Raw genomic sequence first — 20,775 nt, 5'->3', positions numbered from 1 at the left:
TATAGCGTTAATGTTGCATGTTGTACGTTTGTGATGTACTTTTAAAAAGTACATCACCGGAGGCAATATGCGAACCTACACTACATCTCAAGCCCGGCAGAATATCGCTGAAGTAATGGACATCGCCACAGCGGGAGAGCCAGTAGAAATCACCCGCCGTGATGGCTCTTCCGCCGTGCTTATTAGCCGCAATGATTTCAACACATGGCAGGAAGCAAAACTGGACGCTGAATTTGCCGAAATTATGGGGCGGCACGGACATACCATTAAGGCGTTGGCTGATAGATGAAATGGATCAGTGCTCAGGAGGTCATAGCATTTCATGATCGCCTGCTTGAAGCCCTGCCAGGTGTTCCCGGGATGCCAGAACCAGGAAGAGCAGAAGCGATCATTTATCGCGTTCAGAATCAGCTTTATTATGAGGGTATTGCGGATATTTACGAACTCGCTGCGATATATCTTGTCGCTATTTCCCGCGGCCATATCTTCAATGACGGTAATAAGCGAACCGCTTTTTTCGTTGCGATGGCATTTTTAAAGCGTAATGGCATTAATATCCGTGACGAAGGTAACGAGCTGGAGGAATTAACGGTATCCGCAGCCACGGGGGCAATACGTAGCACTGATGTTGCTGCTATTTTACGCAAACTATCCCTCAAACCCCACTAACATGAAAAGTTGCTCTTTATTACGAGTGGCTTTCCTTTGTCATCGAAGTGATGCCAAAATGTAAATGATGACTAGAATAAATCTTTTTATTCCATGGTGTTATCTTCAATATTTTTCACCCTCGCTGTCGTTTAAATAACGGCAGCGAAAGTATACCTTCAACCCTCTTAACGAGGGTTGAAGGTCAACATCAATTACAACGTATAGCTATTACAGCGAGCGCCATTAACCCACAGCTCACGGGTTTCACCCGCAGGTAAAACAATATTCAGCGTTTGCCATGTCGGCTTGAACTGGCCTTCAGTGGTAAAGGTCAACTCAATACGTTGGTTATCAGTCACTGCCTGCCAACGCAGCCACAACGCATTGCCTTGCTGCCAACCATGGCTCTCGCCGTCATCTTCAAATAGCAGCCCCGCAGAACGCCCAGTGCCCTTGGTTGGGAACAGCCGCAGTTCACGGTAATTGTCGGCAGCAGTATCCACATGGCCCAAGTAGTGAGAAATCGGCAATCCGGCCCCAGCACGTACCAGCAACGGTAAGCGTTCCAAAGGCGCATCCACCACAATAGTCTGACCACCGCTATACCACTGACCGCTGTAGAAGCAGTACCAGCCATCGGTGTTATCTGGCAGATAAACCTCACGCTGACGTTGCCCAGGTTCAACCACACTGGCTACCAGCAGGTCACGGCCCATTAAGAAGTCATCCGTCTCACGCAGTGTATTCTGGTCATGTTCATGGTCGAGGAAGGTGGGACGCAACATCGGTTCATCATCTGCGCTAGCCTGCCACAACAAGGTGTAGAAGTACGGCATCAGTTGATAACGCAGATTAATCGCGTCACGAATCATCGGCGTTGACGTTGGGTACATCCATGGCTCGTTCACCGTCGCATCATCATTCCATGAATGGATGGTGAAACGGGGATGCATCACACCATTTTGTACCCAGCGTACAAACAGTTCTGCATCGGGTTTATCACCAGAGAACCCGCCCACATCGTGCCCAACGTTATATAACCCGGATAAACTCATGCCCACCCCCATACGGATGTTGTAACGCAGAGTTTGCCAATTGGTACGGTTATCACCACTCCAGGTCTGCACGTAGCGTTGCATCCCCGCACAACCAGAACGGGAAATCAGGTAAGGACGCAAGTTTGGTGCGAACTGTTGCTGTGCTTCCATTGACGCGCGCATCATCAGTAACGGCATCACCGGGCGAATATGTTTGATGGCAATCGGTTTGCCAAAACCGTAGCAGCGTGCCTCACCATCCCACACTTCATATTCGTTGTTATCGTTCCAGGTGGAGTCGATACCCATTTCCAGCAACTGTTCGGTAACCCCTTTCTGCCACCAGCGCACCGTTTCAGGATTGGTAAAGTCCAAGTGTGAACCTTCATCATCCCAGAACACTGAACGTTCAGGCGTGTCGCTTTGCGAGTCACGGATAAACAAGCCCTGGTCAGCCACCTGCTGATATTGCGGGTGATCCTGTAGCAAGCAAGGTTTGATATTGGCCGCCAGTTTTAGCCCGGCATCATGGAATGCTTTGCTAAGCATTTTCGGCTGCGGCACTTTGTCGTAATTCCAGTTAAAGACATAACGCTTGTTATTAATCGAGGTATAACCGGAAGAGAGCTGGAACGAATCACAAGGGATCGCATGTTCACGGCATAACTTAATAAACTGCTGCAGCTGATGTTGAGCATCTGGGGCATCGGTGTAATGCATGGTGGAACCGCTGTAACCCAAACTCCACTTCGGCCCAAACAGGGTTTTACCGGTCAAGCGGACAAAGGCTTTGGTGACATCCAATACTTTAGGCCCGAGGAACATATAATAATCCAGGTCCCCAGCTTCAGCCTGATAACGGCGATAAGCCAAGTGATAGTTGTCGAGCTCATTACCTAAATCCAACCAGCAACTGCTCAGGTTGTCATAGAACAAACCAAAGCTGACATCATCACGGCGAGTAATGGTGAAGGGAATATGTTTGTACAGTGGGTCGGTGCTGGCTGCGTTATAACCCATCGCATCCAGATTGCGCATCTCAAAACGGCGCCCTGTCCGCTCCAAGTCCCCAGCTTTTTCCCCAAGCCCGTAGTAACGCTCATTTTTGTAACGGCGCTGATAATGCGCGACACCGTCACCATGAGCGTTGAGCAGATATGCGCTGGTTGGGCGGTCAGCCGCCAACGGTTGCCACTCACCGGCATCATTGCAATATTCCCACTCCAGCCACAGCGGCTGATGTACCGTAACACGCAGTTTCGCGGTGGCGACGGTCAGGCTTTCCTTATGCTGTTGCAACTGATAACCCGGTAAGTTAAAGCCGTCCACACTCTGGCGATCACGCCCTTGCCAAGGGACATCTTGTTGCGGTGCAATGCTCCAGGTACGATCCAGCGCCAGCTCACCGTGGCGCTTAATCAGTACGCGAAATAGATTGTTTTCCAGTACATACAGACACAACAGATGCTGTTTATCGACCAGCAGTTCAATACGGTCGGCATATTGCCCGGCTAGCGTCCAAGTTTTTAACGTTTTCATATCAATCCAACTTAGAGAGTAGGTGAAGGTTTTTTGCCACGTTCCGCGATCAAACCAACCAGGTCAAAAAGCCCATGGCAACAATGCGTTTTTCTGCTGCAGTCACGGTTAATTTCACCGCTACTGGCAGCATTTTTGTGGCGAATCGCAAAGAGATAGCACCACTTTTTCTACCAGGCTTTGATTTAATCGCATTTAAATTGCCATTCAGTCTCAAAACCCGGGCTGATAAATTTAGCCTGCCAAATAGACTAACCAGTGAGGTCTATGAGTGAAATAGTAATTTTTGCAAAAATTCTCACAAATCAAGTAAAGTATTGCCATCGTTCTTATAACCCACTTTTTTATAATGAATTATTTTTGTGAAAATATTTTCATCAACTAATTTGAGCGGAATCACAAAATGAATGGAAAATTAAAAATACAAGAAATCGCCCGGCAAACTGGGCTTTCCATCAGTACCGTGTCACGTGTATTGGCAGGGAAATCCAATACCAGCCCTAAAGCTCGGCAACAGGTGCTGGCCTGTGCCCAACAAAATGGTATTTTGCAGGGGATCTCCAACGGCAGGTTTATGTTGAATAACCTGGCGGTGTTTGCCCCACAACGTGCTTTTGATGTGCGTAGCGACATTTTCTACTACAAAGTGATCCAGGGAATAGCCAGTGCACTGGCTGAACATGATGTCAGGATCCGCTATTACGGGTTGGAGGAGGAACAAAGCAACAGTGCTCTATTTCTAGAGAAAATGAACGATCCGCAAACGGAAGCGGTGTTACTGATCGGTATTGATGATGAACATATCCATACGCTGGCGGCCGATCTGAATAAACCCTGTATTCTGATCAATTGCAGTGACCACCAGATGCGCCTGGATAGTGTTTCCCCTGATCATCAATTAATTGGCGAGTACTCTGCCAACTATCTGTTCCAGCAAGGGCATAGCCGCATTCTCAATCTGCAATGCTTGCGGCGTAATACCATGGAACTCCGCCTGGTGGGGATCAAGCAGGCTTACGCGCGGCATAATGTTCCCTTTATTGATAGTCAGCATCTGGTCACCACCTCTGGCTTTGGTAGTGAAGAAGCGGAACAGGCAGTAACCGCATTTATTAATGGGATTAGCGACCCGGCACAATTGCCCACAGCCATTCTGGTGGGTGGTGACTATATGGCGGTGGGCGTGGTAAATGCACTCGAAAAGATGAATATCAATGTGCCGAGAAAAATTTCCGTTATGAGTACCGACGGCTTCAACCTGGCTGAGGTCCATAATATCGCGCTGACCTCGGTCCATGTTCCTCGCGATGAACTGGGTGCTGAAGCGATTGCACTATTACAGCGGCGGATGTTGCGCCCAAATGCTCCCCCCTGCAATTTGTTACTGCACGGGCGTTTGGTGGTGCGTGATTCGGTAAAACGCCTGAGCCCGAATAAAGTATCACCTGCAGTGAGTACCCACCATAATCGACTCTACGATGACTAATATACCCGTCGCCAATCAAACTACAGCGGTGTTGGCTGCAGTTACTCGCTTCATCCATGAGGCTCGCCCCTTTCGGGGCCGCTGCAAGCAGCGTTCAAATCCGCTCCAGGCCTGAGGGATCCCCACAATTCTTCTCATCGAGATATTCCCTGGAGAGGGTCAGGTATTCTCTCCAATAATTTTCGGAACTCATCAGATTCAGCATCCGGTATTCCTGTCTTTCTCAGTACCTGTATACCCAGGTTAAATAACGACAGGACAGCTCTGGTTTTCACTGTATTGGCTTGATAACCCCTCTCCATGCCTCGTTGTTTGGCTAAACTGCCAATAAGCCATAACGCCAACGTCGCAAGGGTCACTATCAGAAGTAAAACCTCAAGACGACTAGCATGTTGACTCCTTGTTTCTTTCAGTGACAAACCGATCCGCTGGTTCTTGTTATCTCTGAAACTTTCCTCTATCTGCATACGCGTTTTATACACTTCGACTGCCTCTTTGGCAGAAAGTGATTCAGGTGGCAAGTTAGTCACCAAAAACCAAGGTTCGCGCTCTCTTTTGCCGTAAGAGGTGCTGTTTGTCCTCTTGGAAACACGTTTACCTTGTGTCTTCTTTTTTCGACCCTGCATCGGTTTTTTAAAAAGATGGGCAAACCATTGTAATGGATTTCTTTTGGCTAATGTAATTTCTCCTAACGATTGCGGTGTATCAGAGGCGGCAGGTTCCAGATGACGACATTGTTGCCATTTGTTGTCAGGGCAATAAGAGAACTGGGTGAAATGGCGTATCCTTCCGACCCAATACCAACCAAGAGCCGCGACCTGCTTGAACCAAGGGTTTTTAAACCCCGCATCGGTGATAAAAATCGGGGTGACATCGTCAGGGAGAAGGGATTTCAATTGTTGAAGAAAAGCACCATGTACCTGACGATTATGACTTTTACTTTTAGGATGAACCTCTTCATAGAGCGTTAATGCCCTGCCTGTTGTCGGTAGAGATGCCCGAAGAATATGAAAACCGGCTTCCTCATTGATCTGGCTCCAGTCAATGAGGATAAGTGGTTTTTTCTGCTGCCCAATCAGCATGGGTATCAAAGCGGCATAAATCGCTGTTCGTTCAGCCTGCAGTTTTGTATTTCCTAGCAACCGGTCAATACGCTTAATGCAGTGTTTAGTTTTGGCGGAAGAGTGCAACGTTCGCCCAATACCTGAAAGAGAGGCTTTTTGATGAAAACACAGCGTTTTCATTGCCAAACATAGCGTATCTAGACGTTTTTTATGAATTGACGGACAAGCAACAGCAATAGAATCATGTAATAATGAGTAGGCATTCATGGCATTCTCCCTGATCTGGTGGGTTTGGCGATTCTTCAGATCACTGAATGTCATGAATGTTCCCTTCTAACCATTATTTTGTGGGGATTCGTCAGGCTCCAGGCGGATTTGTCGCTCACCCGAATCACTTACTCTAGTAAGCTCATCGGGATTCGTACAGTGGCCGCCTACCTGCAAATTGATTGAACTTGGGTATACTCTCAGAGGGGTTGGTAGCTGAACTTCACGCGCTTTTTTGAAATCAAGCCATGGCCCTGTTGGCATAAGTAGTCCACCGCCCCACACGCCTTCAATTGCTGCAACGGTTGCCCGCAGTCGGGGCATTCAGCAATCTGCCGATAGTGACGTTGGCAAATTTGACAATGATAATCGCCGTCAACCCAATTCATCGGCTGGCCACAAGCGGGGCATAAAGCGTCCATTTTTCCTCCTGGTATACCAATACATCACCACACCAACAATCACCGCAATGACTCATGGTGTTGTTCAACACAACGCTATCAAGGTAAAAATTAAATCAGCCCCCAAGAGCGTAAAAAATAGATCCCCAAGGCGGTAGTAAAGAATGAACCCACCGTGGTGATGGCAATAATATTTGCGGCCAGGGTGGCATTGCCCCCCATCGCTCGGGTCATTACATAGCTGGCAGCGGCGGTGGGAGAAGCCGAAAACATAAAGATAATACCCAATGTTTCCCCACGGAAACCACACAGCCACCCACCAACGGTCATCAGTAATGGTATCAAAAACAGTTTCGCTGATGATGAAAGCACAGCAACATTGGAAGTGCGGAACATGGCTCGTAGATCAAGGCTGGCCCCGGTGCATAACAGCGCCAGTGGCAATGAAAGACCAGAAATATAGCTGCCGGTTTGTTGAATAAATTGCGGCATACCCAGCCCAGTCTGTGCATAGGCCACCCCACTGAGCAGGCCTAAGATCAGCGGATTTTTCACAATGCTGCGCAACAGTGCCTGGGTGTTGATCTTCTGCCCTGGCCCCCCCTGCAAACTGCGCGTCAGGGTAATAACCGACAGGACGTTATACAAAACAACAGTGACCGTAAGATACATCGGGGCAATGGCCTTCCCCTGTTCGCCATAGGCGGTTATGGCATAAGCCAGGCCAATAATCGCGTTATTGGCACGGAACCCGCCCTGTACAAACACACCACGTTCACGAGGGTTTTTCACCAGCCACTTGGCAGAAAATTCCAGTAACAGGAAGGTCCCGATGGTTCCCGCTGCACCAAAAATCACCAGGGTCAAATTATCACGTAGCTGAGGATGGTTATTGGCGATACTAAAAAACAGCAGGCAGGGTAACGCCAAGTTGAATACCAGCTTGGTTGCCCCATCGATAAAAAAATCATCCATTATTCGCCGATGACGCAGCCAGATACCTAGCAATAACATCAACAGATTCGGTACGGTAACACCAAATGCAAAACTCCATATTTCCCAAGACATGGCGTTCCTTAGCTAAGTCAGCAAGAAAAACTCATTGGCAAATGATATACCTGTCACTCTGCAAGGGGCAGCAATCTCAGGTGTTGATGCCTTAAGATTGCTGCTCTACTGTCTTATTTTGATTTTTTCAAGTGACTCATCAAGCGTTTACGTTTGCGCATCTGATTAGGGGTCAAGGTATTACGCTTACCAGCAAATGGGTTATCCCCCTCTTTGAACTGGATGCGAATTGGTGTGCCCATCACTTTCAATGAACGGCGGAAGTAATTCATCAGATAGCGTTTGTAGGAGTCTGCCAATTCGCTGACCTGATTACCATGGATCACCACAATCGGTGGGTTATATCCACCCGCATGAGCATATTTCAGTTTCACCCTGCGGCCACGTACCAACGGTGGCTGGTGGTCATCAACCGCCATCTGCATAATCTTGGTCAGCATTGAAGTATTAACCCGATGGGTAGCGCACTCGTAAGCCTCCTGTACCGATTCGAACAGGTTGCCCACTCCACTGCCATGCAGGGCAGAGATAAAGTGCACCCGGGCAAAGTCGACAAAGCCCAGACGCAAATCAAGCATCTCTTTGACATGTTCCCGGTCTTCCTCACTCATGCCATCCCATTTATTGACGGCAATCACCAGCGAACGCCCGCTATTGAGGATAAAACCAAGTAGTGATAAATCCTGATCGGAAATACCTTCGCGGGCATCAATGACCAACAGCACCACGTTGGCATCTTCGATCGCTTGCAGTGTCTTGATTACCGAAAATTTCTCGACGGTTTCAGTCACCTTGCCACGCTTTCGCACCCCGGCAGTATCAATCAACACATATTCACGCTCATCACGTACCATCGGGATATAGATGCTGTCACGGGTGGTACCGGGCATGTCATATACCACCACACGCTCCTCACCCAGGATGCGGTTGGTCAGCGTAGACTTACCGACGTTAGGGCGGCCAACAATCGCCAACTTGATCGGCAAATCTTGCGGGTTGAAATCATCTTCCGGCTCTTCACCTTCGTCATCGGTCAGCTCGCCATTTTGCTCTGCCCAATAAGCCGCATTGGCCTCTTCTTCACTCAGCTCAACGAGTTCCGGTTTTGGCGGAACAAAGGGCACCATGACGTGTTCAATCAGTTGTGTCACCCCACGGCCATGAGAGGCCGCAATCGCATAAACCTCCCCCAACCCCAACGAATAGAAATCTGCCGTGGCACTATCGGGATCCAAACCATCGGTTTTGTTGGCAACCAGGAAGGAGGCTTTCTGGCGACTACGCAAATGCTGAGCAATCCCCTGGTCTGCTGGCATCAACCCGGCACGGGCATCCACCATGAACAGCACGATGTCTGCCTCTTCGATAGCCAGCAACGACTGACTAGCCATATGGGTTTCTACACCATCTTCGGTTCCGTCAATACCCCCGGTATCAACAACAATAAATTCGTTACCCTCTACTTCAGCACGACCATACTTACGGTCTCGCGTTAGCCCAGGGAAATCCGCCACCAACGCATCGCGAGTATGCGTTAAACGGTTAAACAAGGTGGATTTACCCACATTCGGGCGCCCGACCAGCGCGATGACAGGTATCATGGTTGAAGCCTCATTACTTAATAATCAATGTGTTACTGTAAAACCGAATAGATATTGGCAGCACAGTTTAAAAATACGAAACGGCCCCTGACATCAGGAGCCGTTATTCACGTCATCTTTCAGACTGCCGCGTGATTAAACTTGGCGATAGACGGCTTAACGCGTAAAAGCGTAAACCTTGCCACCACGCGCCTGGATCAACAACCGGCCATCAGCGTTGATTGGCGCTGACAAGAAGCCTGAACTATCCACTTCAAGTTGCGATACAAAACGGCCGTCAGTGGTATTAATCCAATGCAGGTAACCTTCTGCATCACCCACCACCAGATAACCATTAATCAGTGCAGGCGATGTGAGATTGCGGTGCAACAAGCCACTCTGACGCCACAGGTTGGTACCGCCTTGAGTACTCAGTGCAACCACGGCATCATTCTGATCGACGACATAGATACGGCCTGCATCAACGATAAAATCATTCACCGAGCCCATATCACGTTTCCACAGGATCTGACCTGAACGCAGATCCAGCGCTGACAGGCTACCATTGTAACCCAATGCGTACACCACGTTTTCAATAATCACCGGGGTGGTATCCACATCGTTCAAGCGGTCGATCTCAGTCGCCCCCATGGGCTGGGATATACGCTGTTGCCAAATCAGTTGCCCTTGTTGCATCAACACGGCGCTCACTCGGCCACTGTCACCACCCACAATGGCGGCACCAAATGCGGTTGCTGGCGCTGACTCCCCTCGCAGTGATAATGAAGGAACATCCAGGTTAACCGTCCACTTGATGGTGCCATCCGCTTCGTTCAATGCTTGCAGTTGGCCATTGCTGGTATGGATCAGCACCAAACCATCGGCAACCACCGGGCGGGAAAGTGCCTCACCAGCCACCTTCGTTTGCCATGCAACTTGACCATCACTGGTATTCAGCGCATAAACCACGGCTTTCTCACTGCCGACATAAATCTTGGAACCAGAAACCGTCAGGCCCCCGGACAACAGCGCAGGCTGATTGCGGGTGTAGAACTTGGTTTTCTCGGAAAGATCAACCTTCCACTTTTCTTTACCATCAGCCAGATCCAGTGCTTTGACCGTGCCACGACGATCAGCCGCATAAACGGTACTGTCCTGATAAGCAGGACGCAGATGGGAGTAATAATCACCGATACCACTACCTACAGAAGTGCTCCAGGTCTTGGTTGGTGTGAATTGATTTTCAACCTTTGGCAATGGTGACATGACAACAACATCTTCTTCACCACCAAACAGTGAACAGCCACTCAGCAAGGCGACGGAAACCAGCCCGACCAAGAGTGTTTTACGCAATTGCATGGGAATTCCCCTTAGCTGGACAAATTATTCAACTTCATGCGCATTATTGGCACAAGCGCCTGAGAATCATTTGATTCAATACCTTTACTATAAGCTTCCTGTGCACCCTTGCTATCACCTTTTGCCAACAGCACATCACCGCGCACATCTTGCATCATAGTCACCCAACCCGCACCTTTCACACTTTCCAGTGTTTTCAGTGCTTCATCCAGCTTTTTCTGCTGCAACTGCACGCGAGCCAGGCGCAAGTTAACTAACGCCTGCAGGTTTTCATCTTTCGCCTGCCCTTGTGCCAGAACCAATTGTTGTTCTGCTTTAGCAAAATCACCTTGCTCGGCAAAATTCCTTGCCAGTTGCAGTGCCGCAAAGACACCATAATTATTGCTGTTAGCCTGGATAAACTTTTCTGCTCCCGCCACTTCTTCCGCTTTACCGGAAGCCAGTGCCGTCATAGCCTGCTCATAAGACTCAGAAGCCGCCATCATGTTGGTGTTTTGGTGATTCTGCCAGTAGCGCCAACCAACCAGGGCACCAATACCGAGCACAACCCCCACAGCCAACGCTTTGCCGTTTTCAACAAAAAAACGTCGTAAAGCATCAACCTGTTCGTTTTCATTGGAATAGACTTCCACGGCGACCCTCTCTTTAACTTAACATCGAAGCCAGGCGCATCGCGACTTCGCTTTGCCCCAGCGTTTCTTGTTCACCACTTTGCAGGTCTTTTACCACCACCTGCTGTGCCGCCACTTCATTCTCCCCCAGGATCAGGGCAATGCGCGCACCCCATTTATCAGCACGGGTGATCTGCTTTTTGAAGTTGCCACCGCCGTAGTTGGTCATCAGTTTAATCTGCGGTATGGCATCACGCACTTGCTCTGCCAACAACATCGCTGCACTCTGTGTGCCGACACCACTTGAGATGACATAGACATCAATGATGGCAGGCGCCTTGAAATCCGGGTTCACCGCTTGAACCAGCAACACCAGACGTTCCATTCCCATGGCAAAACCAACAGCCGGGGTGGCCCGTCCGCCCAGTTGTTCCACCAGTCCATCATAGCGACCACCTGCACAAACCGTACCTTGGGCACCCAAACTATTGGTGACCCACTCAAACACCGTACGATTATAATAATCTAAACCCCGTACCAGACGTTGGTTTACTGTATAGGGAATACCCGCCTGCTGTAGATGCTCACACAATCCAGCAAAATGAATTCTCGACTCTTCATCCAGATAGTCACCCAAAGATGGCGCATCATTAAGCAGGGCTTGCACCTGCGGATTTTTTGAGTCCAACACACGCAGTGGATTGCTATACATGCGACGTTTGCAGTCTTCGTCCAATTGATCCTGATGTTGCTCAAGAAAAGCCACCAGCGCATCACGGTAATTGGCCCGCGCTTCCAGCGAACCAATCGAGTTCAGTTCCAGTTTGACGTGTTCAGCAATCCCCAACGCCTTCCACCAACGGGCGGTCAGCAAAATCAGCTCGGCATCAATATCCGGCCCAGGTAAACCAAAAACCTCAACCCCTAACTGGTGAAACTGGCGATAACGCCCTTTTTGCGGACGCTCGTAGCGAAACATCGGCCCGACGTACCACAAGCGCTGCTCTTGATTATACAGCAGCCCATGCTCAATACCGGCACGAACACAGCCCGCGGTTCCTTCAGGTCGCAATGTCAGGCTTTCACCGTTGCGATCCTCGAAGGTATACATCTCTTTTTCTACAACATCGGTCACTTCACCAATGGCGCGTTTAAATAGCGGAGTCTGCTCAACAATAGGGATACGAATTTCGCTATATCCATAGCTGGCTAGCACTTGCTTGAGTGTGCCTTCAATTCGCTGCCATAATGCCGTTTCTTCCGGCAGGTAATCGTTCATGCCGCGAATGGCTTGAATGCTTTTTGCCACGTGAGTTCTCTGTCTGTTTAGATCAAAATAAACCTGATTATAGGGACATTACCATCTACTGTTCAACGCGGATGAAAAACCCCTATCACTTATCTACTCATCCAACTGGTTGACAACTATACGATTGGCGTTATCCAGCATCGCTGCCTTGGCACGAATTTTCGCTTCCAATTGGTCAATCATCTGTTCATTATCAAAGCGCTCTTTCTGACGCACGCCATCTTCGTAGAAACCACTCTTATTGTGCCCCCCGGTTACGCCTAGGGTAGACACCAGCGCTTCGCCGGGACCATTGACGACACAACCGATAATCGAGACATCCATCGGCGTAATGATATCCTCCAGACGTTGCTCCAGCGCATTAACCGTCGCAATAACATCAAACTCCTGACGGGAACAGGTTGGGCAAGCAATGAAGTTAATACCACGCGCACGGATACGTAATGATTTCAGAATATCAAAACCCACTTTCACTTCTTCTATCGGATCAGCCGCCAGGGAAATACGCAGGGTATCGCCAATGCCTTCCGACAACAGCATCCCCAGGCCAATGGCCGACTTCACCGAACCACTGCGGGCACCACCGGCTTCAGTTATGCCCAAGTGTAGCGGTTGAGCAATACGACCAGCCAGCAAGCGATAAGACTGTACCGCCAAAAAGACATCGGATGCCTTTACACTGACTTTGAACTGATCAAAATTGAGGCGTTGAAGAATATCCACATGACGCATGGCAGATTCCACCAAGGCCTCCGGCGTGGGCTCACCGTATTTTTCCTGAATGTCTTTCTCCAGCGAACCGCCATTAACACCAATACGGATCGGGATATTTTTGTCACGAGCGCAATCCACTACGGAACGAATACGCGACTCATTACCAATATTGCCAGGGTTGATACGCAAGCAGTCAACACCGTATTCGGCCACCTGCAAAGCAATGCGGTAATCAAAATGGATATCAGCCACCAGCGGTACGTTAACCTGCTGCTTAATCAGGCGAAATGCCTCTGCTGCATCCATGGTAGGAACTGAAACGCGGACGATATCAACGCCAACGCGCTCCAGCGCTTTGATCTGAGCCACTGTCGCGGCAACATCAGTCGTCCTGGTATTGGTCATCGATTGCACGGCAATCGGTGCACCATCGCCAATAGGCACATTACCAACGTAAATACGCGTAGATTTACGGCGGTTAATGGGCGTTTGGTTATGCATCACTCACTCTCCACTGCGGCGCATTTCTAACAACAATAACCGCGTAATTACTGCTCTGGAACCGTCAGACGAGCAACACGGTTTGCCTTAACAAACCGGCTTAAATCCACCGGATTACCTTGGAATTGGATCTGTACCGCAGCCGGGATACCAATAGTCAATTTATACGGTGGTGTACCCACCAGATTTAGACTGGTACCGCTTTTCTGGAGGCCGCTGAATAATGACTTACCGGTAGCGTCAATCACCTGCAACCAGCAATCACCAGAAAAATCCATCACCAACGCATTGGCATCTGCTACTAATTCAGTCGCCGCTCCAGTAGGTAGTGGATTGGTGGTAGCAGAGGTCGCTGCGGTTGCATCCGGAGCTGTGGTTACATCCGGAATAGTTGCCTGGCCCGGAATAGTTGCTTGGCTTGGCGCAACCACATTACTCGGTTGTGATGCCACAACCTGAGGGCTAGTCGTCTCAGGGGTAGCCACCAAAGGAGCCGTCACCGGCGCCACTGCGGGTTGAGAGGTTGCCGTATCGGTTGCGGATGCTGCATGACTATCGGGATCGAGTACTGAAGTACCGTTATCCACATTACCGTCAACCGAAGCAGCAGATTGGCTTTCATTATCGCGCTGAGAAAGTTGCGCCGTAGAGTGATCAACCATGGCGGCGATCTCTTCCTGCTGCGCCTTATGATTTTGCCACCACCAGGCAAACGTCAATCCCACTACCACACACACCACCAGCCAAGTAAAGCTCATCAACCAACCATCACGTTTCTTGCGACGCTTGTTCATTGAGAGCCCTGGCATATGAGGCAATTTAGTGACTTTGGATGACGCCTGTTTACCTAGCGCGAGTAACAGTTCATCTTCTGGTAAATGCACCAACTTGGCATAGGAACGGATATAACCACGCACAAACGTCGAAGCCAGATCGGCTGAGAGGTTATCCTCTTCGATGTCGCGCACGGTAGAGTTTTTTAGACACAGGCGATCTGCAACCGCCTGTTGGCTCAGGCCGAGTTGTTCACGGGCCTGACGCAAACGCTGGCCTGTCGTCATAGGTACAGTTTTATCTTGAGAGTCTTCAGTATTCATTAGCTAAGAACTGCTGGTGCTGTTTGGATTGTGGAAAACTTCGCGCTAACTGTTTGCCATAGCGTTGAACGCTATCCTGACGGTCTGCTAACGCGGCGAAACGAATCTGTAACCATAAACTGTCGGCACTGGCCGGCAAAACATGTTGATAACTATCTAATAAAATTTGCGCCTGTGCACGATTCCCTTCTCCAAATTGTTTCTCGGCTTCCACCAACAGTGGAATACCTTTATCGGGATCAACCTTTAATGCTCGAGTTAATAATTTACGAGCTTCATCCGTTTGCCCAGCCTTGAGGAAACAATAACCCGCGTTCTCAAGGCTATCAGCAACCTGTCCATCATCGGGTGCCTGCATCGCTGCGCTAAACTGCTGTTGAGCCTGTACATACTGCCCTAAACTACAGAGAAACGCACCGTAATTATTCAATACTGTGCCATTGCCTGGTGCGAGCTTGAGCGCTTGCTGATAGTAGTGCTGCGCAGCAGCATTATCTGCTACCCGCTGATTATAGAGTGCCATACCCAACTGGGTACGATAATCTTGCGGTGCCACATCGAGCGCTTTTTGCAGATTTTTTCTCGCCGACGGCATATCACCCTGATGGAGATACGCCAGCCCCAGTTGTAAACGGGTCTGGCCGGCTGCCGAGTCAGGCTCGTCTTGATCCGGTTTCGAGCTTGAGCAACCCACCAACAAACTGGTTGCCAATAACACACTCAACAATTTCAGCTTCATGCTTGTACTTATTCCCTTACCTGATGCCATCTGTTCGCCCGCTAGATTAGTACAAGCATAGCAGGCTATTAGATAACAAAAAATAATGTGACAAGGGTCAGACCGTTCGTATGTTGATAGGTTCCCCGGCTATTTTCTTTTTCAGGGTACGCTTGGTGCGATCGATCACTTCCCCCGCTAACTGACCACAGGCCGCATCGATATCATCGCCACGGGTTTTACGAACAATAGTCGTAAAACCGTATTCCATCAATACTTTGGAGAAACGATCGACACGACTATTCGAGCTGCGTCCAAAAGGTGCCCCAGGGAATGGGTTCCAAGGGATCAAATTGATCTTGCACGGGGTATCTTTCAACACTTCCGCCAGTTGGTGCGCATCATCCGTACTGTCGTTGATCTGGTCCAACATTACATACTCTACAGTGACTCGCCCCTGGTTGGCATTGGATTTAGCCAAATAACGGCGAACGGCGGCCAGAAAAGCGTCGATATTGTATTTACGGTTAATCGGTACGATTTCATCACGGATAGTATCATTCGGCGCATGCAGCGAAATAGCCAATGCCACATCAATCATATCCCCAAGCTTGTCTAACGCGGGCACCACGCCTGAAGTGGACAACGTAACACGACGCTTGGACAGACCAAAACCGAAGTCATCCAGCATGATCTCCATCGCTGGCACCACATTATTCAAGTTGAGCAGCGGTTCGCCCATCCCCATCATCACCACATTGGTAATGGGGCGCTGGCCGCTCACTTTCTGGGCACCAATGATTTTAGCTGCACGCCAAACCTGCCCGATGATTTCCGACACCCGCAGGTTACGGTTAAACCCTTGCTGCGCCGTTGAACAGAATTTGCATTCCAGTGCACAACCTACCTGGGAAGAGACGCACAACGTCGCGCGGTCGGCCTCTGGAATATAGACCGTTTCAACCTGCTGATCTCCTACCTTTAATGCCCATTTGATGGTGCCATCTGCTGAGCGCTGTTCCGCTGCCACCTCAGGTGCGCGGATTTCAGCCACAGCCTGCAACTTATTACGCAAGACCTTGTTGATATCGGTCATTTGCTCAAAGTCATCGCTGCAATAGTGGTACATCCACTTCATCACCTGATCGGCACGAAAGGGCTTTTCACCCATATTGATAAAAAACTCACGCAGTTGCTGACGATTCAAATCCAGCAGATTAATTTTATTCGTTACTGGTTGTTCCGTTTGCACAGCAGGGTCTGCCAATAAATTATTTTCAGACAAGGTATATTCGGTCGCGGTAGGTTCTAACATAAAAGATCTCTCAGCCTCGTTATTACACGTTATGGCTCTAAAGAAGAAAAAGCAGTCAATGTGTCTGCGGTTTACCGATTGCACCATGAACAATTACACCATGGAACAAGTACACAATGGGTCAATTACACCATCGATCAATTACACCATGTGCGGATTACACAATGACAGAAAAAATGCGCCCTGGGCAGTTCACTCCCAGGGCGCAGCATTGTACAAATATTAATAACTCATTTCCACGTCTGAACGGCTTCCCAGTCATTTTTATTGTATCTGCCGGTTACCGTAAAGAGTCAATAATGTGAGTGACAACTCTTTTGCAACGAAACAATGACTCTCGATGCAGATTTATACCCTAAATAATTCGTTTTGCAGGAAGGCGGCGACGCAGAGAATCCCCAGGAGCTTACACTAGTAAGTGACTGGGGTGAGCGAGGAAAGCCAACACACATGCAATTTGAAGTATGACGGGTATATACGCTTTTAGCGTGGGCAGAGTTCACTTTCAGTAAAGAAATAAGCAATTTCACGCTGAGCAGATTCTACAGCATCTGAGCCATGTACCGCATTGGCGGTAAAGCTGTCAGCATAATCGGCACGCAAGGTACCCGCGAGCGCGTTGTCTGGGTTGGTTGCCCCCATGATATCACGGTTACGTTGTACGGCATTTTCCGCTTCTAGTACCTGAACCATGACTGGCCCCGAAGTCATAAACTCTACCAATCCATTGAAGAATGGACGGTCTTTATGCTCGGCGTAGAAACCTTCCGCCTGTTCACGGGTCATGCGCAACATTTTAGATGCAATAATTTTGAAACCTGCACGCTCAAAGCGAGCGTAAATTGCGCCAATATCATTGTTAGCTACAGCGTTGGGTTTAATAATGGAAAAGGTACGTTCTACGGTCATGATGGCCTCTATTATAGTTTCCAAAACAGGCCGTACATCGAAGATACGGCCCTATCGAGTGGCGCAGATTATATGTCCACCGTTAACAATTTCCTATGCAAAAATATACATTTCTTTAAAAATAAATGATCGTAATCACTCAATATCGTGATGTTTTTCAAACAGAACTGGAGACATCCGTTGACGGAATAGCGTTTCGCAACCAGCTTCCCCAACGACGCTGATAAAATGGCTGGGTATGATTGACCAAGTAGTGACTCACACCGCGCGCATTCTCTTCTACCAGACAAAAATCGACAGGGTCATCATTCGGTGCTGTTTCACTGGCCACCATGCCGGCTTCACTGATAAGTGCATCAATATCTACCTGCTCACCTTTCACATCTAACCCAATCAGCAGATTGGGCTGCTCATCAACCTCTCGGTCATGTATCAACGCCAGAAAAGCTCGCCGAACCAGCTTACGTTGACTAAATAAGGTGGTAAGTGCATCGATCATTGCCGCTGGATATTCAGTGGGTTGCCCCAACAGCAGTTGAGTTTCTTGTTCAATATCGCGCTCAACGGGTTTCACTACCCCACCTGTGGCTAACAGCATGGCAACTTCATCTGGGAAAAACTCTTTGCTGTATTCCGCTTTGGGGTTGAGAAACAGATGGTCTCCTTGGGTGATTTCAAACAGTACCCGCGTAGGCATAGCAATAAAAGGGTGTTCCTCCTCCGCCACTGCCTGTTGTAACAACGCCAACGAGGAGAAGAAAGGCACCACACTGCTGCCATCTTGCTTTTCCCAGTGCTGAATATTCACCGGTGTTTCTGCATCCAGCGTGATTTCACCTTGCAGTTGCACCTGCTCACTGTCCCCCAAAATATAGACCGTGGCATCCAGCAATTGGCGAAAAAACGCCGGACGATACGCTGGTTGTGATGCCGCTAATTTCAGCAGTTGTTCAAGCTCATCAGAGCTCGACATGGCATCATGCTCATTATGATGATGGTGGGTATTCATCGCCAACTCCAATGTATTAAGGGTTCAGCACCGCTGAACCCTTATAAAATGTCATATCTGTGCACGTCAATTCACAAGGATGAGTGCGCCCCAGCCTGCCCTGCGGTTATTTAGCCTTACGCAGCAATAGATTTGCCAGCGTGCGCACCCCTAAGCCCGTCGCACCCGCCGACCACTGCTCGACCGCACCTTTGCGATAAGTGGCAGAACAGTCAATATGCAACCATCCTTGCTGGTAGTTCTTCACAAAATGCGATAGAAATGCCGCTGCGGTACTGGCACCTGCACTATGTGCGGCCCCTGCAATATTATTAAGATCGGCGAAGTTTGACGGCAATTGACCACGGTGGAATTCTGCCAATGGCAGGCGCCAGAATGGCTCGTGCTCCAGTTCAGCACTGACCAGCACTTCTTGCGCCAATGCATCATCAAAGCTGAACAGCGCGTGATAGTCGTTACCCAATGCGGTTTTCGCCGCCCCGGTCAAGGTGGCACAATCGATAATCAGTGCGCACTGTTGCTCACTGGCATCAATCAAACCATCCGCCAGCACCAAGCGCCCTTCGGCATCGGTATTCATCACTTCAACGGTTTTGCCGTTACGGTAGCGAATAATGTCACCCAACTTGAATGCATTACCACTGACCAGATTATCGGCACAACACAAGAACAATTTGACGCGTTGCTGCAAACCACGCAATACCGCCAACGCCAGTGCACCGGTGATGGTCGCAGCGCCTCCCATATCGGACTTCATGGAGTCCATAAAGGCGCTTTGTTTGAGGCTGTAGCCCCCTGAATCAAAGGTAATCCCTTTCCCCACCAAGCATGCAAACACCGGAGCATCCGGGTTACCTGTCGGGTTAAAATCCAGCGCTAATAGCACTGGCGGGCGCTCAGAACCGCGGCCGACACTATACAGGCCAGCATAGTTCTGCTCACGCAGGTCTTCACCTTTGGTAATGCGATAGCTGATGGCTTCACCCGCCACTTCGCACATCAGATCAACGGCACGGGCAGCCAGTTGCTCTGGCCCCAACTCTTCCGCTGGCATATTGATGGTGTCACGTACCCAATCAACCACCATCAGGCGTTGTTGTAGCTCCTGAGATTCCGCTGCGGGTAAAACGGCCCATTCAACACGGCGCTGCCCTTTCGGCCCACGGAACCCCTGCCAGAATGCCCAGCTTTGCTCAAGGCCCCAACCATCACCGGCCAGTTTCACGTTTCTGATACCTTGACCATCTATTTTGCGTGCCGCCCGTTGAATCGCCCCGAGCTTGCTACCCGCAGCCAGATGGATAGTCATACCTTGGTCATTGGTGCTCAACAACGCCTTGTCACCCCAGCGGGCATCTGCTGGCTGTTGTGATAGTGTGATCTGCATGATTTCAGTGGTCATCGCGTTAACTCCGGATCATTCTTTGCTATACCTTGTACACCCTGGCGTATTCAAGTTGCCAGGGAGTTAAGGGCTATTTGGCTGATGGTGCTCTTTATTGCGCTTCATCCAGCCAAACCAACAGGATCGCTTCCAGTATTTTTTCGTTGGATGCCTGTGGGTTGTCATCAAATTCTTCCAGTTGGCAGATCCATTGGTGCATATCGGTAAAGCGCACCGTGGTTGGATCCGTATCAGGATAGGCGTCATACAACGCCTCACCAATTTCACGACTATCTGTCCATTTCAGGCCCATTGTTATCTCCAGGCATTAAAATTACCGGTCACAAAACGGTTGTTTGAATAACGACTCAATTTGAATGACGGTTAAGTTTAAATCACGGCTACGTTTGAATGACGATCAATGCTCACGTGCATGGTTGATGGTATAACGTGGTATTTCCACCACCAGATCTTCATCGCTGACACGAGCCTGACAACTCAAACGACTCTCGGGCTCCAGCCCCCAGGCTTTATCCAGCATGTCGTCCTCCAGCTCACTGCTTTCGTCGAGGGAATCAAACCCTTCGCGCACAATGCAATGGCAGGTGGTGCAAGCACAGGATTTCTCACAAGCATGCTCAATTTCAATGCCATTGCGCAATGCGACATCAAGGATGGTTTCCCCAACCTCGGCGTCCAACACCGCGCCCTCAGGACAATGATCTTGATTAGGTAAAAAAACAATTTTAGGCATGG

The 20,775-nt window shown here is 49.3% G+C and carries 20 protein-coding genes; 3 read left to right on the top strand and 17 right to left on the bottom strand.

Going from position 1 to position 20,775, the window contains the following annotated elements:
• Positions 1-67 precede the first annotated feature (67 nt).
• Together ACX9GV_RS04325 and ACX9GV_RS04320 are read left to right on the top strand one after the other, a co-directional pair.
• A complete protein-coding gene (locus ACX9GV_RS04325; RefSeq protein WP_473197164.1) occupies positions 68-289 on the top strand; it encodes a type II toxin-antitoxin system Phd/YefM family antitoxin in 222 nt (73 codons plus the stop codon).
• Positions 286-669, top strand: coding sequence for a type II toxin-antitoxin system death-on-curing family toxin (locus ACX9GV_RS04320; protein WP_473197163.1), 384 nt, complete (start codon positions 286-288; stop codon positions 667-669). Before ACX9GV_RS04325 ends, ACX9GV_RS04320 begins: the two co-directional genes overlap by 4 nt.
• Before the next feature lie 194 nt (positions 670-863).
• Here the strand turns inward: ACX9GV_RS04320 and ACX9GV_RS04315 are convergent, their stop codons facing one another.
• On the bottom strand, positions 864-3,227 hold the full coding sequence (locus ACX9GV_RS04315; RefSeq protein ID WP_473197162.1) for a glycoside hydrolase family 31 protein: 2,364 nt from the start codon (positions 3,225-3,227) through the stop codon (positions 864-866).
• Positions 3,228-3,630: 403 nt separating this feature from the next.
• On the opposite strand from ACX9GV_RS04315, the gene ACX9GV_RS04310 reads away from it, so the two are divergent.
• Positions 3,631-4,713, top strand: a complete 1,083-nt coding sequence (locus ACX9GV_RS04310) for a LacI family DNA-binding transcriptional regulator (RefSeq protein ID WP_473197161.1) — start codon at positions 3,631-3,633, stop codon at positions 4,711-4,713.
• Between the two features lie 134 nt (positions 4,714-4,847).
• Here ACX9GV_RS04310 and ACX9GV_RS04305 read toward each other — a convergent pair whose 3' ends face one another.
• From ACX9GV_RS04305 to fdx, 16 genes are all read right to left on the bottom strand, one after another.
• Positions 4,848-6,098, bottom strand: a complete 1,251-nt coding sequence (locus ACX9GV_RS04305) for an IS4 family transposase (protein ID WP_473197160.1) — start codon at positions 6,096-6,098, stop codon at positions 4,848-4,850.
• Between the two features lie 146 nt (positions 6,099-6,244).
• On the bottom strand, positions 6,245-6,466 hold the full coding sequence (locus ACX9GV_RS04300; protein ID WP_473197159.1) for a zinc ribbon domain-containing protein: 222 nt from the start codon (positions 6,464-6,466) through the stop codon (positions 6,245-6,247).
• Positions 6,467-6,556: 90 nt separating this feature from the next.
• Positions 6,557-7,513: an AEC family transporter gene (locus ACX9GV_RS04295; RefSeq protein WP_473197158.1), complete on the bottom strand. Its 957-nt coding sequence runs from the start codon at positions 7,511-7,513 to the stop codon at positions 6,557-6,559.
• Between the two features lie 113 nt (positions 7,514-7,626).
• On the bottom strand, positions 7,627-9,114 hold the full coding sequence (gene der / locus ACX9GV_RS04290) for a ribosome biogenesis GTPase Der (protein WP_473197157.1): 1,488 nt from the start codon (positions 9,112-9,114) through the stop codon (positions 7,627-7,629).
• A 156-nt stretch (positions 9,115-9,270) separates the two neighbouring features.
• A complete protein-coding gene (bamB, locus tag ACX9GV_RS04285) occupies positions 9,271-10,452 on the bottom strand; it encodes an outer membrane protein assembly factor BamB (protein ID WP_473197156.1) in 1,182 nt (393 codons plus the stop codon).
• A gap of 11 nt (positions 10,453-10,463) precedes the next feature.
• Positions 10,464-11,084: a YfgM family protein gene (locus ACX9GV_RS04280; RefSeq protein WP_473197155.1), complete on the bottom strand. Its 621-nt coding sequence runs from the start codon at positions 11,082-11,084 to the stop codon at positions 10,464-10,466.
• Between the two features lie 13 nt (positions 11,085-11,097).
• The gene (hisS, locus tag ACX9GV_RS04275; protein WP_473197154.1) at positions 11,098-12,372 is read right to left on the bottom strand and encodes a histidine--tRNA ligase; all 1,275 of its coding nucleotides are present in this window, start codon (positions 12,370-12,372) and stop codon (positions 11,098-11,100) included.
• Positions 12,373-12,465: 93 nt separating this feature from the next.
• A complete protein-coding gene (ispG, locus tag ACX9GV_RS04270) occupies positions 12,466-13,587 on the bottom strand; it encodes a flavodoxin-dependent (E)-4-hydroxy-3-methylbut-2-enyl-diphosphate synthase (RefSeq protein WP_473197153.1) in 1,122 nt (373 codons plus the stop codon).
• A gap of 47 nt (positions 13,588-13,634) precedes the next feature.
• Entirely contained in the window at positions 13,635-14,684 is a 1,050-nt protein-coding gene (rodZ, locus tag ACX9GV_RS04265) for a cytoskeleton protein RodZ (RefSeq protein WP_473197152.1), read from the bottom strand.
• Positions 14,674-15,423: a type IV pilus biogenesis/stability protein PilW gene (gene pilW / locus ACX9GV_RS04260; RefSeq protein ID WP_473197151.1), complete on the bottom strand. Its 750-nt coding sequence runs from the start codon at positions 15,421-15,423 to the stop codon at positions 14,674-14,676. The genes rodZ and pilW overlap by 11 nt, the downstream gene beginning before the upstream one ends.
• A gap of 97 nt (positions 15,424-15,520) precedes the next feature.
• The gene (gene rlmN, locus ACX9GV_RS04255; protein ID WP_473197150.1) at positions 15,521-16,717 is read right to left on the bottom strand and encodes a dual-specificity RNA methyltransferase RlmN; all 1,197 of its coding nucleotides are present in this window, start codon (positions 16,715-16,717) and stop codon (positions 15,521-15,523) included.
• Positions 16,718-17,200: 483 nt separating this feature from the next.
• The gene (ndk, locus tag ACX9GV_RS04250) at positions 17,201-17,626 is read right to left on the bottom strand and encodes a nucleoside-diphosphate kinase (protein WP_023489163.1); all 426 of its coding nucleotides are present in this window, start codon (positions 17,624-17,626) and stop codon (positions 17,201-17,203) included.
• A 157-nt stretch (positions 17,627-17,783) separates the two neighbouring features.
• Positions 17,784-18,635, bottom strand: coding sequence for an enhanced serine sensitivity protein SseB (gene sseB, locus ACX9GV_RS04245; protein WP_473197149.1), 852 nt, complete (start codon positions 18,633-18,635; stop codon positions 17,784-17,786).
• A 106-nt stretch (positions 18,636-18,741) separates the two neighbouring features.
• Positions 18,742-20,037, bottom strand: coding sequence for an aminopeptidase PepB (gene pepB, locus ACX9GV_RS04240; RefSeq protein WP_473197148.1), 1,296 nt, complete (start codon positions 20,035-20,037; stop codon positions 18,742-18,744).
• A 94-nt stretch (positions 20,038-20,131) separates the two neighbouring features.
• A complete protein-coding gene (gene iscX / locus ACX9GV_RS04235; RefSeq protein ID WP_023489160.1) occupies positions 20,132-20,332 on the bottom strand; it encodes a Fe-S cluster assembly protein IscX in 201 nt (66 codons plus the stop codon).
• A gap of 105 nt (positions 20,333-20,437) precedes the next feature.
• Entirely contained in the window at positions 20,438-20,773 is a 336-nt protein-coding gene (gene fdx, locus ACX9GV_RS04230; protein WP_023489159.1) for an ISC system 2Fe-2S type ferredoxin, read from the bottom strand.
• Positions 20,774-20,775: the final 2 nt, after the last annotated feature.

This window comes from Serratia sp. 25CWL12, from assembly GCF_055790885.1.
Note: the sequence above shows the minus strand (reverse complement) of the source record. Positions and strands in the feature narration are given on the sequence as shown.